Genomic DNA, 14,246 nt, shown 5'->3' with positions numbered 1-14,246 from the left:
CCCGTTCGCCGTCAGCGCGCCGCGCCGGGCTGCAGGGGCAGGACCATCTCCACCGTGCCGTCCGCGGCCGCGCTCAGGCGGAAACCGCAGGCCCGGGCCAGCGCGTGCATGCCCTCGTTCCCGGCCAGCGCCACGCCGCGCACGATGCCCAGGCCGCGCGCCCGCCCCACATCGAGGATGCAGTCCATCAGCAGCCGGCCCAGCCCCTTGCGCTGCAGGTCCGGGCGCACCACGATCGCGAATTCGCCGGCGATATTGTCCGGATCGGCCATCAGGCGCACCACACCCAGCGTCTCGTCGGCGCCCGCCGCGCCCTTGCGGGTGGCGATGATGGCCATTTCGCGCGCATAGTCGATCTGGGTGAAGCGCGCGAGCTGGGCCGCCGACAGCTCGCGCATCATGCCGAACATGCGGAAATGCACGTCTTCCGGCCTGAGGGCGTGGAAGAAGGCGACGTGCGCCGGCGCATCCTCCGGGCGGATCGGGCGCAGCAGCAGCGGGCCGATGCCGCTGTCGACATGCCGTTCGAGTTCCTGCGGATACGGCAGGATGACCAGGCGGGCCAGCGGATCCTGCCCCGGCGGCGCCGGCGCCAGGCGCATGCGGGCGTCCAGCGCCACCACCCCGCCGGCATCCGCCAGCAGCGGGTTGATGTCGAGCTCCGCCAGCTCGGGCAGCTCGGCCGCCAGCTGCCCGACCCGCACCAGCACCTCGTACAGGGCATCCATGTCGGCGCGCGGATAATCGCGAAAACCCGCCAGCAGGCGCGCCGCGCGGGTCCTGCCGACCAGGTCCGCCGCCAGCACCCGGTTCAGCGGCGGCAGCGCCACGGCCTGGTCGGCGGTGACCTCGACCGCCACCCCGCCCTGCCCGAACAGCACCACCGGGCCGAACACCGGATCGCTGCCGATCCCGACGATCAGCTCGTGGGCGCGCGCGCGCCGCGCCATCGCCTGCACCGTGAAGCCGGCGATGCGGGCCTGCGGAAGGGCGCCGCGCACGCGCTCGAGCATCGCCCGGGCAGCGCGCGCGAGCCCGGCATCGTCGGCGAGATCGAGCACCACGCCGCCGACGTCGGTCTTGTGCACGATATCCGGCGACAGGATCTTCAGCGCCACCGGGTAGCCGATGCGGCGCGCGGCATCCAGCGCCGCATCGGCGTCGCCGACCGCCTCGGTCGCCACCACCGGTATCCCGTAGGCCGCCAGGATGGCCTTGGCGTCGGCCTCGCCCACCGCCAGCACCCCTGCCGCCAGCAGGCTGTCGACCCGCGCGCGCGCCGCCGCGCGGTCCGGCGGCGCCGTCACGCAGGCCGGGGGCGCCTGCATCAGCAGCTGCTGGTTGCGCTGGTAGTCCACCAGTTCGAGGAAACCGCGCACCGCCTCTTCCGGGGTGTCGAACACCGGCACGCCGGCATCCATGCACAGGCTGCGCGCCTGGGCCACGCTGGCGCCGCCGAGCCAGCAGCACAATACCGGCCGGGCCGCGCCGTGCAGCAAGGGCAGCAGCAAGCGTGCGATGTCGGCCGCCGGCACGATCGCGGTCGGGGCGTGGATCAGCAACACCGCGTCCGTTTCGCCGTCCTCGAGCAGCGCCTGCAGGGCCGCCCGGTAGCGCTCGCCGGGGGCGTCGCCGACGACATCGACCGGATTTCCGTGCGACCAGGTGGGAGGCAGCACCGCCGCCAGGCGCGCCAGCGTGGCGGGCTCCAGCGCCGCCAGCCTGCCGCCCGCGCCGACCAGGGCGTCGGTCGCCATCACGCCGGGGCCGCCGCCATTGGTCAGGATCGCCAGCCGCGGGCCGCGCGGCCTGCGCGGCTGCGACAGGATCGCGACCGCGTCGAACAGGTCACTCGTGGTGCTCACCCGCAACATGCCGGCGCGGCGCAGGGCGGCGTCCACCACCAGGTCGGCGCCGGCCAGGGCGCCGGTGTGGCTGAAGGCGGCATGCGCGGCCTCGGCCGTCCGCCCCGCCTTCACGATCACGGTCGGCTTGGCGCGCGCCGCGCTGCGCCCCGCCGACATGAACTTGCGCGCCTCGCGCACGCTCTCCGCATACAGCAGGATGGCGTCGGTGCCGCTGTCGCCGGCCAGCCAGTCGAGCAGGTCGCCGAAATCGACGTCGCTGGCGTCGCCCAGCGATATGAAGCAGGAAAAGCCGATCCGGCGTGCGCGCGCCCAGTCCAGCACGGCGGTGACCAGCGCCCCCGACTGCGCCACGAAAGCAAGCCGGCCCGGCAGGGCGGCCACCGGCGCGAAGCTCGCATTCAGGCCCACGCCGGGCACCAGCAGGCCGACGCAGTTCGGCCCGAGGATGCGCAGCAGGTGCGGGCGCGCCGCGTCCAGCATCATCTGGCGCAGGCTGCGCCCGCCGGCGGCCGGGGCGTCCAGGCCGGCGCTCAGCACCACCGCGGCCTTGCAGCCGCGCGCGCCGAGCACGGTGATGATTCCCGGCACCGTCGGCGCCGGCGTACAGATGACGGCCAGGTCCGGCGCCTGCGGCAGGTCGGCGACGTCGGCATGGACGGCCGTGCCGGCGAGCACGCGGTATTTCGGATTGACCGGCCAGATCGTCCCCTGGAAGCCGGCGCCGGCGAGGTTGGCCAGCACGGTCGCGCCGACGCTGCCGGGCCGCGCGGAAGCGCCGATCACGGCCACCGACTTCGGCATGAAGAAGCGATCCAGGTTCCGTGTGCTCATGCTTCCGTCTCCCGATGGATACTGCGCAGCGTACCCAAGCTTACATCACTTGTCGCGGCCCGGTTCAAGGCACGATTGCCAGTTCGGGCCGTTGGCGCTAAGGTGGCAATCACGCCACGGCGCGTCCACCATCGAGGGGCACCATGAGCTACAAGACCATCCTCGTCCATGCGGACCTGGGCGCCGGCGCCGAGGGCCGCATCCGGCTGGCCGCACGCCTGGCGCGCGCCGGCGCCGCCCACCTGATCGGCAGCGCCCCGACCGGCGTCTCCCGCTTCATCCCTCCGGCGACCCTGGCGGCCGCCGGCCCCGCCTTCGCCGAGCGCTGCGCCGGACTGCGCCGCGACGCCGCGCTTGCGCTGGCGCGCTTCGAGCGGCTCGCCGCGGAGGAAGGCGTCGATTCCGCCGAGGCAAGGCTGGTCGACGACGATGCCGACGCCGGCATGGCCCTGCAGGCGCGCTACTGCGACCTGGTGGTGGTCAGCAAGGCCGGCGCCGTCGAGCCGCCGATGCCGGACGACCTGCCGGAATACCTGATGCTGACCAGCGGCCGCCCGGTGCTGGTGCTGCCCGCCGCCCACGACGGCCGTGCCATGGACGGGAATGCGATGGTGGCGTGGGACGGCAGCGTCGAGGCCTGCCGCGCCGCCGCGGGCGCCCTGCCGCTGCTGCGTGCGGCGCGCCGGGCCACGGTCATCGGCCTGGGCGACGACGGCGACGACCCGTCGACCGGCGCGCAGGCCTGCGACGGCCTGGCGGCCTGGCTGCGGCGGCAAGGCGTCGCGGCGCAGCCGATCTCGTCCCCCCTCGGCGGCGATATCGGCAAGGCGCTGCTGTCGGCCGCCGCCGGCGCGGACTGCGGCCTGCTCGTCATGGGCGGCTACGGCCACGCGCGCTTCCGCGAACTGCTGCTGGGCGGGGTGACGGCGACCGTCCTGCGGGAAATGACGCTGCCGGTCCTGTTCGCGCATTGAAAGGAGGGTTCCAGCATGTTGAAGACCATCCTCGTCCACGTCGACCTGTCGGCCCACGCGCCGGCGCGCATGCAGTGCGCCGCCGCGCTGGCGCACGCCCACGGCGCCCACCTGGTCGGCGCCGCGATGCTCGGCGTGTCGCGCGCCGTCTTCCCGCGCGGCTACGAGGCCGCGCCAGGCTCGCTCTGCGCCAGCTATTTCCAGCCGCTGGCCGACAATGCCCGGCGCGCCCTGTCCGCGTTCGAGACCCTCGCCGCGAAGGCCGGGCTCAAGTACGAAACCCGCTTCGTCTGCGACCAGGCCGACGACGGGCTGGCCCGGCACGCCCGCTTTGCGGACCTGGTCGTCATCAGCCAGGACGATCCCGAGGAATCGATGACGGACATGGCGGTCCACCTGCCGGAATACCTGATCCTGAACTGCGCGCGCCCGGTGCTGCTGGTCCCGCGCGCGGCCGCGGCGCCGTCGCACGGCCGCAAGGTCCTGGTGGCCTGGGACGGCAGCAAGGAGGCCTCGTCCGCCCTGCGCGGCGCGATTCCGGTGCTGCGCCGCTCGGCGGGCGTGATCCTGGTCTCGCTTGCCGGGCTGGACGGCCGCGAGGAAGAGTTCCGCGCCCAGCAGCCCGAACTGCGCCATTTCCTGGAGCGCCACCGCGTGCCGGTGCGCATGCTGGTGCGGGCGCCGCGCCGGGACACCGGCCGCGAACTGCTGGCGCTCGCCGACGAGCTGGATTGCGGCATGCTGGTCATGGGCTGCTACGGCCACAGCCGCTTCCGCGAGCTGTGCATGGGCGGCGCGAGCCGCACGGTGCTGGCGGAATCCGGTATTCCCGTGTTGATGGCGCATTGAATACCGCCGAACTCGCATCGCTCGCCGGGCTGGACGGCGATGCACTCATGCGGCAGCTGGAGACGGCACCCGGCGGCCTTTCCAGCGCCGAGGCCCGCGCCCGCCTGGCGCGCCACGGGCCGAACGCCGTGGCAGCCGGGCGGCGGCGCGCCCCCGGGCTGGCCTTCCTGGCGCAGTTCGCCCGTCCGCTTCCGCTCCTGCTGCTGGGACTGTCGGCGCTCGACCTTGCCACCGGGCAAGGCGTCAGCGCCGCCGTGATCGTGGTCATCGTCGTCCTCTCGTCCCTGCTCGGCTTCGTGCAGGAGTACCGCTCGGACCGCGCCGTGCAGAAGCTGCGCGCGATGGTGCGCACGACGGTCCGCGTACTCCGGCGCGACGGCGCGGAAGCGGGCGCCGCCGCCGCCGCCGAGCTCCCCCTGGATGAGCTGGTGCCGGGCGACATCGTGCTGCTGGCCGCCGGCGACCCGATTCCGGCCGAGGTGCGTTTTCTCGAGGCCGTCGACCTGTTCGTCGACCAGTCCTCCCTGACCGGGGAGTCGCTGCCGGTCGAGAAGCACGACCGCCCCGTCGCCGCGGGCGAACCGGAGGACGGGCTCGGCAACATCGGCTTCATGGGGTCGCACGTGACCAGCGGGAGCGCGCGCGCCCTGGTGCTCTTCACCGGCGCCGCCACCAGCTTCGGCCGGGTGGCGGCCGCCCTGGCCGAAGCGCGCGAACGCACCGACTTCGACCGCGGCATCGACCGGGTCATCGCGCTGCTGCTGCGCATCATGCTGGTGATGGCGCCGCTGGTCCTGTTCCTGAACTGGGCCAGCAAGGGCGACTGGCACGAAGCGCTGCTGTTTGCGACCGCAGTCGCGGTCGGCCTGGCGCCGGAGATGCTGCCGATGATCGTCACCGTCAACCTGGCGCGCGGCGCGCTGGTGCTGGCCGAGCGGCAAGTAATCGTCAAGCGGCTCGGCGCGGTCCAGACCCTGGGCGCGATCGACGTTCTGTGCACCGACAAGACCGGCACCCTGACGCAGGACCGCGTGGTGCTGGAACAGCATCTCGACATTGTCGGCAAGGCCTCGGAACTCGTGGTCGACTATGCCTACCTGAACAGTTACCACCAGACCGGGCTGCGGAACCTGCTCGACACCGCGGTCCTGCAATATGCCCACGTCCACGCGCGCCTGAACGCCGTCGAGGGCTGGCGCAAGATCGGCGAGATCCCCTTCGACTTCCGGCGCCGGCGCATGTCGGTGGTGCTGCAGCGGCTGGACGGCGAGCGCATCCTGATCTGCAAGGGCGCGGTCGAGGAAATCATGAGCGTCTGCGCCAACGCCGAACAGGACGGCCGGCCGCTGGCCATCGCGCCGGGCCATGCCGACATGCTGGGGAACGTGGTCCAGCGCCTGAACGCGGACGGCCTGCGCGTCATCGCGATCGCCTACCGCCTGCTGGCGCCATCCGACACCGCCCTCACCGATCCGGCGCTGGAACGCGGCCTGACCCTGGTGGGCTACATCGCCTTCTTCGATCCGCCCAAAGACTCGGCGACGGCCGCCATCGCGGCCCTGGGGCAGCGCGGCGTGGCTGTCAAGGTGCTCAGCGGCGACAATGCCGCGGTCTGCAGCCATGTCTGCGGCCTGGTCGGCATCGATGCGCGCCTGGTCATGGACGGCGCCCAGGTCGACGCGCTGGACGACGCCGAACTGGGCGCCCGGGCCTTGCGCGCCAGCGTGTTCGCCCGGCTCGCGCCCGAGCAGAAGACCCGGGTCATCCGCTGCCTGCAGCGCGAGGGTCGGGTGGTCGGCTTCCTCGGCGACGGCGTCAACGACGGCCCGGCCCTGAAGGCGGCGGACGTCGGCATCTCGGTCGACACCGGGGCCGACATCGCCAAGGAGTCGGCCGACCTGATCCTCCTGCAGAAGAGCCTGGTGGCGGTGGCCGATGGCGTCATCGCCGGCCGCACCGTGTTCGGGAATATCGTCAAATACATCCGCATGAGCGCCAGCTCGAACTTCGGCAATATGTTCAGCGTCCTCGGCGCCAGCGTGATGCTGCCCTTCCTGCCGATGGCGCCGGTCCAGGTGCTGCTGAACAACCTGCTGTACGACTGTTCGCAGACGGCGCTGACCACCGACCGGGTCGACCCCGGCTACCTGGCCCGGCCCCGGCGCTGGGAGGTCGCCAGCCTGCGCCGCTACGTCCTGTGCTTCGGACCGATCAGCTCCCTGTTCGACTACGCCACCTTCGCCCTGCTCTGGTTCGTGGTGGACACGGCGCGGCTCCCCGCCATGTTCCAGACCGGCTGGTTCGTCGAGTCGCTGCTGTCGCAGACCCTGATCGTCTACGTGATCCGTACCAGCGCCCTGCCGACGCTGGCCAACCGCCCGTCGGTGCCGCTGCTGGCGGCCAGCCTGCTGGTGTGCGGCGCCGGCCTGTGGCTGCCCTGGTCGCCACTCGCGCGGACGCTCGGCTTCACGCCCCTGCCGCCGGCCTACTGGTGGGGACTGGGCGCCATCCTGGCCGCCTACGCTGTCCTCACGCAGCTGGTGAAATCATGGCTGGTGCGGCGCTTCGGGATCGGCTGAGCGTGCGCCCGGCGGCACCAGCACGGCGGCGCCGTCGATCCGCCCGGCCCTGAGGTCGTCCAGCGCCGCATTCGCGTCTTCCAGGGCATAGCGCACGACCGTCGTGCGCACCTCGCCGTGATCGACCTCGTGGAAGAACCGATCGCCGTCGGCGCGCGTCAGGTTCGCCACCGAGCGCACGCAGCGTTCTCCCCACAGCAGCCGGTAGGGAAAGGCAGGAATGTCGCTCATGTGGATGCCGGCGCAGACCACGGTCCCGCCCTTGGCGGTGGCCGCCAGCGCCTGGGGCACCAGTTCGCCGGCCGGCGCGAACAGGATGGCGGCGTCCAGCGGGCTCGAGGGCGCCGCGTCCGACGGGCCGGCCCAGCCGGCGCCGAGCGCGCGCGCGAAGGCTTGCGAGCGGGTGTCGCCCGGGCGCGTGAACGCGAGCACGTCCCGTCCCTGGCGCAGCGCCAGCTGCGCGATCAGGTGGGCTGCGGCGCCGAAGCCGTACAGGCCGAGCCGGCGCGCCGGGCCCGTCATCGCATAGGCGCGATAGCCGATCAGGCCGGCGCACAGCAGCGGCGCCGCGTGCACGTCGTCGTAGGCGTCCGGCAGCGCGAAGCAGTAGCGCTCGTCGGCCAGCGTGTACTCGGCAAAGCCGCCGTGGCGGTCGTAGCCCGTGAAGCGCGCGTGCTCGCACAGGTTTTCGCGGCCGCCCACGCACCAAGGACAGGCATTGCAGGTCCAGCCGAGCCAGGGTACGCCCACCCGCTGGCCGGCGCGGAAACGCTGCGCCAGCGGCCCGGCGCCCGCCACCTCGCCGACGATCTCGTGGCCCGGCACCAGCGGCAGCAGGTGCGGCGCCAGCTCGCCGTCGACGATGTGCAGGTCGGTGCGGCACACGCCGCAGGCGCGCACGCGGATCAGGATTTCATGGCCCTGCGGCGCGGGCAGCGGCAGCGCCGCCTTGCGCAGCGGGCGGCCGGGCGCATCCAGCACCATTGCGGTCATCGTAGTTTCCATATTGCCTCCTCGATCAGTCTTGCCGCATCGCCCTGCCGAAGCGCGCCAGCGACAGGCCGAACAGCACCGCGCCGATGCCGAGCAGGGCCAGGAAGGGCCGCCACACGACGTCGATGCCGGCGCCGCGGAACAGGATCGCCTGGCTCAACTCGACGAAATGGGTGGTCGGCGCCAGCAGCATGAGTTCGCGCAGCAGGTAGGGGATGCTTTCGCGCGGCGTGTTCGCCCCGGACAGCATCTCCAGCGGCAGCAGCACCAGGATCACCAGCAGCCCGAACTGCGGCATGCTGCGCGCCACGGTCGCCATCAGGATCCCGAGCGAGGCCGTGGCGAACAGGTGCAGCGCCGCGCCCGCCATGAACAGCGCCAGCGAGCCCTGGATCCCGACATGCAGCAGCGTGCGCAGGACCAGCAGCAGGGCCAGCAGCGCCGCCAGCAGCACCACCGCCGCCATCGCCCACAGCTTGGCCAGCATGATCTCGAGCGGCGACACCGGCATCACCAGCAGGTGCTCGACGGTGCCGTGCTCGCGCTCGCGGATCAGGGCGGCGCCGGTGAGGACCACCGACAGCATGGTGATGTTGTTGACCATCTCCATCACGCCGCCGAACCAGGACGGCGTGAGCGCCGGATTGAAGCGCGCCCGCACCGACAGTTCCACCGCGGGCGGCGGCTCCGCGCGCACGCCCTGCAGGAAGGCCGCCACTTCGCCGAGCACGATCTGCTGCACGTAGCCGCTGCCGGTAAACGCCTGGCTCATGCGGGTCGCGTCCACGTTGAGCTGCAGCGCGGCCGTGCGTCCGGCCAGCACACGGCGCTGGAAGCCGGCCGGGATCACCAGCACGAAGGTCGCGCGCCCGCGGTCCAGGCGGGCGTCCATCTGGTCCAGCGAAATCAGCTCCGGCGTGACGAACTGCGGCGGCGCGAAGGCTTCGCGGATGCGCAGCGCCAGCTGCGAGCGGTCCTCGTCGACGATCGCCAGGGCGGCGCGGCTCAAGGTGTCCGGCTGGGCGGTGGCGGCCATCCAGACCCCGGCGCTGAAAGCCCACACGATCAGGCCCAGCATCACCGGATCGCGCAACAGGCTCCACAGCTCCTTGATCCCGAGCCGCCACACCTTGCGCAGGGACAGGGTCGCCATGTCAGCGCTCCTGCTTCGGCAGGGCCGCGATCGCCAGCCCCAGGATCACCGGCACCGCCGCCAGCAGGGCCAGGAAATCGGGCGCCAGTCCGGCAAAGCCGAGCGCCTTGCCGAACACGCCACGTGCGATCGTCAGCATGTGCGAGGCCGGGTAGGCTTCGCCGACCACCCGCCCCGCCCCCTGCAGCGCCGTCACGGGATGGATCAGGCCCGAAAACTGGATGGCGGGCAGCATCGTGCCGATCATGGTAAAGAAGATGGCGCCGATCTGGCTGCGGGTGAAACTGGAAGCCAGCAGGCCCATCCCTGTCGAGCAGACGCAGTAGAGGAAAGCCGCGACGGCCAGCGCCGCCACGCTGCCCTTGAGGGGCACGCCGAGCGCCGTCGCCGCCAGCAGGGTCATGACGAAGGCGTTCGCCATCGCCAGCACCACGTAGGGCGCCTGCTTGCCGAGCAGGAATTCGCTGCGCCGCACCGGCGTCACGTACAGGTTGACGATCGACCCCATCTCCTTTTCGCGCACGACCGCCAGCGCGGCCTGCATGGCCGGCAGGTTGAGCAGCAGGATGGCGATGATGGCCGGCACCATCGCCGGCAGGCTGCGCACGTCCGGGTTGTAGCGGAAGCGGGTTTCGACGTCCACCAGCCTGTCCGGCGCGGCCTGTGCCGGCGCCGGCGCGATGTCCGGCCGACTGTGCAGCCACTGCCGGTGCATGCCCTGGACATAGCTGTCGACGGTCTCGGCGCGCACCGGATTGGCGCCGTCGATCCAGGCCCCGACCCGTGCCGGGCGTCCATGCCCGACCGCGCGCGCGAAGCCCGGCGGAATTTCGATCGCCAGCGCCAGCTCGCCCGAGCGCATGCGCCGGTCCAGCTCCTCGTAGCTGGCGAGCGGTGCGCGCTCCGTGAAATAACGCGAGCCGGACAGGTTCAGCACATAGTCGCGGCTGAGCGTGGTCTGGTCGCGGTCCAGCACGGCGTAGCGCAGGTTCTCGACATCCATGCTGATGCCGTAGCCGATCACGATCATCAGGAGCAGCGAGCCGAACATGGCAAGGATCGCGCGCACCGGGTCGCGCCATAGTTCCAGCGACTCGCGCCAGGCATAGCTGCCGGCGCGCCGCAGCCAGCCGGCGGCCGCGCCACCTGCAGGCGCGCGCCGGGCTTCCCTCGGCATGGCCGGCGCCGGTCCGGCGGCGCCCGGGTCGGCGTCGCGCAGCCAGCCGATGAAAGCCTGTTCGAGGTCCGGCGCGCCGCGGTGCGCGCGCAGCGCCTCGGGCGTGCCGCAGGCCAGCACGCGTCCCGCATGCATCAGGGCGACCCGGTCGCAGCGCTCCGCCTCGTTCATGAAGTGCGTCGAGATGAAGATCGTTACCCCGTCCTGCCGCGAGAGCAGCAGCATCTGCTCCCAGAATCCATCCCGTGCGATCGGGTCGACCCCGGAGGTGGGCTCGTCCAGGATCAGCAGTTCGGGCTCGTGCACCATCGCCACCGCCAGCGACAGACGCTGTCGTATCCCGAGCGGCAGCCGGCCCGGCAGCATGTCGAGCACGGCGTCGAGGCCGAAACGCCGCGTCATCGCCGCGCAGCGCTGCCGGGCGCGATCTTCGGGCAAGTCGAACAGGCGCGCATGCAGCAGCAGGTTCTGGCGCACGCTCAGCTCCTGGTAGAGCGAGAAGCCCTGCGACATGTAGCCGACCCGGCGGCGGGTGGAGGCGTCCTGCCGCCGCAGCGGCCGGCCGAACAGGCGCGCTTCGCCGCCGCTGGGGGCCAGCAGCCCGGTGAGCATCTTCATGGTGGTGGTCTTGCCGCAGCCGTTGGAGCCGATGAAGCCGAAGATCTCGCCGCGCGCGATCCGGAAGCTGACGTCCTGTACGGCGACGAAATCGCCGAAGCGGCGCGACAGCCCCGTGGCCTCGACCGCGGCCTCGCCGTCCGCGGCGCGCGCCAGGGGCGTGGGGCGCGGCGGCCGGTAGCCCGCCCGCTTCGCCGCCGGCAGCAGGCCGACGAAGGCCTGCTCGAGGCTGGCGGCGCCGGTCCGGGCCATCAAACCCTGGGGCGTGCCGGCCGCCAGCACCCGGCCGGCGTCGAGCGCCACCAGCCGGTCGAAGCGGCTGGCCTCGTCCATGTAGGCGGTGGCCGCCAGCACGCTCAGGCCCGGCCGCGCGCCTCGTATCGTGGCGATCAGGTCCCAGAACTGGACCCGCGCGAGCGGATCGATCCCGGTGGTGGGTTCGTCGAGGATGAGCAGGTCGGGCTCATGGATCAGGGCGCAGCACAGGCCGAGCTTCTGCTTCATGCCGCCCGACAGCTGCCCGGCCGGACGGTCGAGGAAGGCGTAGAGGCCGGTGCTGCGGGCCAGCAGATCGATGCGCGCGCGCCGCGTCGCCGCGTCCTGGCCGAACAGGCGGCCGAAGAACTGCAGGTTCTCGTCCACCGACAGGGTGGCGTACAGGTTCCTGCCGAGACCCTGCGGCATGTAGGCGATGCGCGGGCATACCTGCGCACGGAAGGCCGCCCGCCGCATGTCGCCGCCAAGCACCTCCACGCTTCCCTGCTGGATGCGGCGGGCGCCGGCCAGCACCGCCAGCAGGCTGGACTTGCCGACCCCGTCCGGCCCGATCAGGCCGGTGAGGCTGCCGGCCGGCAACTCGAAGTCGACCCCGTCCAGCGCCATCACCTTTCGGTAGCGCAGGCTCAAGCCGGACACCCTGGCCGCGAATCCGGTCTCCCGCTTCATGGCGCGCTCCGCAAGGCGAGCGCCGGCGGCCACGGCCGGCGCGGATCCAGCCGTATCCAGGCCACGCCCGGCACACCCGCTTTCACATGGCTGGCATAACGTTCGAGCACCTTGCGGTCGACCTGGGCCTTGACGCGGAACATCAGCTTCTCGCGCTCGCTGGCGGTTTCGACCGATTTCGGCGTGAACTGGGCTGCGCTGGCGACATAGCTGACCCGGGCCGGCACCACGAAGCCGGGCGCGGCGTCCAGGCGCAGGCGCACCTCGGCGCCGAGGGCGACGCGGCCGGCGGCGGCTTCGGGGACGAAAAACGTCATGTAGACATCGGTCAGGTCGATCAGGTTCAAGACCTTGCCGCCGGCCGCGAGGACTTCGCCCGGCTGGGCGACGCGGTACTCGATGCGTCCGGCGCGCGGCGCCTTCAGCACGCCGTCGCGCAGGTCGGCGTCGATGCGGGCGGTGGTCGCGACGGCGGCGGCGACGGCGGAGCGCGCACCGACCAGCTGGGCCTGGGCGGCGTCGACCGAAGCGCGGGCCGCTTTCCGCTGCGCCCGGGCGGCCTCGACCGCCGCCTCGATACTGCGTACGCGCGCCCGGTCGTCGTCCAGCTCCTGCGCGGCGGCGGCGCCGGCGGCCGCCAGCGTCGTCGAACGCGCCAGCCGGCGCCGGGCGGCGTCCAGCTCGCTCTCGCGCTGCACCACGAGGGCCGCGGCCGCGGCCTCGTCGCTGGTGCGCATGGCCAGCTGGGCCTGGGCGCCGGCAACGGCGTCGCGCGCCTGCTGCTCGCGCGCCGCCGCCTCGGTACGCTCGGCCTGCAGCGACTGCAGGTCCATGCGCGCGACCACCTGGCCGGCCCGGACCAGGTCACCCTCGTCGACGAGGATGTCGGCGATCCGCCCCGGCTGTCGGGTGGCGATGTCGATCTCGATCGCCTCGATCCGGCCGTTGCCGCTGACAAAGCCCTCGGCGGGGTCGCCACTGTGGCGGCTACGCCACGCATACGCCCCGGCCAGGCCGCCCAGGAAAACCAGCAGCGGGACACCAAAACGGCGTAGCATGATCCTGTCCATGGCTTTCCGACGTATATTGGCTTCGACTGCGCAGCGGCCTGCGCCGCGCGCGAATGAACCTGACCCAGATCATAACAGTCAGATCGCTATGGGAGGCGACATGCACGGCGGCTTTCCGGCGAACGACGGCTTCGACGATGAGCTCGACCGCAGCCTCGCACAACTGCTGCCGGTGCTGGGTCCGGTGTTCGGCGTCTTCCTGCTGCTGTTCGCTGCATGGGACTACTGGATCGATCCGGCCCAGGCCGCCCTTACGCTGCGCATCCGCGTTGTCATGGCCCTGCTGGGCATGCTCGCCTATCGCCAGGGCCGCCTGCGCTGGAGCGCAGGGTGGCGCTGCGCCTGGCTGTACGCGACCCAGGCCGGGGCAATGGTGGCCTGCGCCGCGCTCCTGTCGCAAGGACTGATGCTGGCGCTGCCGGGCGTCACCGGCGCGATGTTCGTGCTGGCGCTGATCGAACCGCGGCCATGGCGTTTCATGCTGGCGGCGCTGGCGCCGTCGGCGCTGCTGGTACTCGCGGCCGCCCTCACCCTGCCGGCGATGCTGTTCCTGAATACCGTCCTGCTGCTGGGCGTGTCGTGGGTGCTGGCGCTGGGCGTGGCGCGGGCCAACCTGCGCTTGCGCCGGCGCGCCTGGGTCGCCGAGCAGGCCGTGCTGCATGCCGTCCGGCACGACAGCCTCAGCGGCGCGCTGGCGCGCGGCTACGTGACCGAACTGGCCACGCACGACGTCGCCCTGGCGCGCCGCCATGGCCGGCGACTGGCGGTCGCCATGCTCGACATCGACAACTTCAAGCAGATCAACGACCGCCATGGCCACGCCACCGGCGACCTCGCCTTGTCCGCGCTGGTCGGCGCCTGCCGGGAAATGCTGCGCTCGACCGATTACATCGGCCGCATCGGCGGCGAGGAATTCGTCTGCGTGATGCCCGAGGCGGGCACCGAAGACGCCGTCGCCTGCGCCGAGCGCATCCGGACGAACATTGCCCGGCTGTGCCTGGCGACCGATGCGGGACCGCTGCACTTCACGGTCAGCATCGGTGTCGCCGTCCTCGGCCGGCAGCATGCCGACTGGCCCGAATTGCTGCGTGCGGCAGACCTTGCCATGTACGCGGCCAAGCAGGCAGGACGCAACCGTACGGTGCTCGCACCGGTTCCCGATGTGATTTCAACCCAGCAAGGAGACTGA

The 14,246-nt window shown here is 72.2% G+C and carries 9 protein-coding genes; 4 read left to right on the top strand and 5 right to left on the bottom strand.

The genetic code is table 11. The annotated features are described in order from the left end of the window. Positions 1-11: 11 nt before the first annotated feature. Positions 12-2,699: a bifunctional acetate--CoA ligase family protein/GNAT family N-acetyltransferase gene (locus tag AM586_RS01165; protein ID WP_047825007.1), complete on the bottom strand. Its 2,688-nt coding sequence runs from the start codon at positions 2,697-2,699 to the stop codon at positions 12-14. A gap of 143 nt (positions 2,700-2,842) precedes the next feature. Here AM586_RS01165 and AM586_RS01160 point away from each other — a divergent pair, with 143 nt between their 5' ends. Genes AM586_RS01160 through mgtA form a run of 3 tightly spaced genes read left to right on the top strand, consistent with a single transcriptional unit; the run spans position 2,843 to position 7,101 of the window. Further along, positions 2,843-3,673 carry a universal stress protein gene (locus AM586_RS01160; RefSeq protein WP_047825006.1) on the top strand — a complete coding sequence of 277 codons (831 nt, stop codon included), beginning with the start codon at positions 2,843-2,845 and terminating at the stop codon, positions 3,671-3,673. Between the two features lie 15 nt (positions 3,674-3,688). Then, a complete protein-coding gene (locus AM586_RS01155; RefSeq protein ID WP_047825005.1) occupies positions 3,689-4,522 on the top strand; it encodes a universal stress protein in 834 nt (277 codons plus the stop codon). Continuing rightward, complete coding sequence (gene mgtA, locus AM586_RS01150; RefSeq protein WP_229411165.1) at positions 4,519-7,101, top strand: magnesium-translocating P-type ATPase; 2,583 nt, start codon at positions 4,519-4,521, stop codon at positions 7,099-7,101. Before AM586_RS01155 ends, mgtA begins: the two co-directional genes overlap by 4 nt. Here mgtA and AM586_RS01145 read toward each other — a convergent pair. From AM586_RS01145 to AM586_RS01130, 4 genes are read right to left on the bottom strand one after another with little or no spacing between them, the layout of a single operon-like run. Beyond that, positions 7,069-8,106 carry a zinc-dependent alcohol dehydrogenase family protein gene (locus tag AM586_RS01145; RefSeq protein WP_229411164.1) on the bottom strand — a complete coding sequence of 346 codons (1,038 nt, stop codon included), beginning with the start codon at positions 8,104-8,106 and terminating at the stop codon, positions 7,069-7,071. The two genes, mgtA and AM586_RS01145, sit on opposite strands and share 33 nt — an antisense overlap. A 13-nt stretch (positions 8,107-8,119) precedes the next feature. Beyond that, a complete protein-coding gene (locus AM586_RS01140) occupies positions 8,120-9,247 on the bottom strand; it encodes an ABC transporter permease (RefSeq protein ID WP_047825003.1) in 1,128 nt (375 codons plus the stop codon). A 1-nt stretch (position 9,248) separates the two neighbouring features. Beyond that, on the bottom strand, positions 9,249-11,987 hold the full coding sequence (gene rbbA / locus AM586_RS01135; RefSeq protein ID WP_047825349.1) for a ribosome-associated ATPase/putative transporter RbbA: 2,739 nt from the start codon (positions 11,985-11,987) through the stop codon (positions 9,249-9,251). Further along, complete coding sequence (locus tag AM586_RS01130) at positions 11,984-13,057, bottom strand: HlyD family efflux transporter periplasmic adaptor subunit (RefSeq protein WP_197416441.1); 1,074 nt, start codon at positions 13,055-13,057, stop codon at positions 11,984-11,986. The genes rbbA and AM586_RS01130 overlap by 4 nt, the downstream gene beginning before the upstream one ends. 100 nt (positions 13,058-13,157) lie before the next feature. Between AM586_RS01130 and AM586_RS01125 the strand changes: the two genes are divergently transcribed. Next, entirely contained in the window at positions 13,158-14,246 is a 1,089-nt protein-coding gene (locus AM586_RS01125; RefSeq protein WP_162600511.1) for a diguanylate cyclase, read from the top strand.

Origin of the sequence: Massilia sp. WG5 (genome assembly GCF_001412595.2) — a bacterium.
Classification (GTDB): domain Bacteria; phylum Pseudomonadota; class Gammaproteobacteria; order Burkholderiales; family Burkholderiaceae_D; genus Telluria.
Note: the sequence above shows the minus strand (reverse complement) of the source record. Positions and strands in the feature narration are given on the sequence as shown.

Excerpts from the sequence above, each read along its gene's own strand:
- AM586_RS01140 (WP_047825003.1), bottom strand. The coding sequence starts at position 9,247 with ATGGCGACCCTGTCCCTGCGCAAGGTGTGGCGGCTCGGGATCAAGGAG.
- AM586_RS01160 (WP_047825006.1), top strand. The coding sequence starts at position 2,843 with ATGAGCTACAAGACCATCCTCGTCCATGCGGACCTGGGCGCCGGCGCC.
- rbbA (WP_047825349.1), bottom strand. The coding sequence starts at position 11,987 with ATGAAGCGGGAGACCGGATTCGCGGCCAGGGTGTCCGGCTTGAGCCTG.
- AM586_RS01145 (WP_229411164.1), bottom strand. The coding sequence starts at position 8,106 with ATGGAAACTACGATGACCGCAATGGTGCTGGATGCGCCCGGCCGCCCG.
- AM586_RS01130 (WP_197416441.1), bottom strand. The coding sequence starts at position 13,057 with ATGGACAGGATCATGCTACGCCGTTTTGGTGTCCCGCTGCTGGTTTTC.
- AM586_RS01155 (WP_047825005.1), top strand. The coding sequence starts at position 3,689 with ATGTTGAAGACCATCCTCGTCCACGTCGACCTGTCGGCCCACGCGCCG.
- AM586_RS01165 (WP_047825007.1), bottom strand. The coding sequence starts at position 2,699 with ATGAGCACACGGAACCTGGATCGCTTCTTCATGCCGAAGTCGGTGGCC.
- AM586_RS01125 (WP_162600511.1), top strand. The coding sequence starts at position 13,158 with ATGCACGGCGGCTTTCCGGCGAACGACGGCTTCGACGATGAGCTCGAC.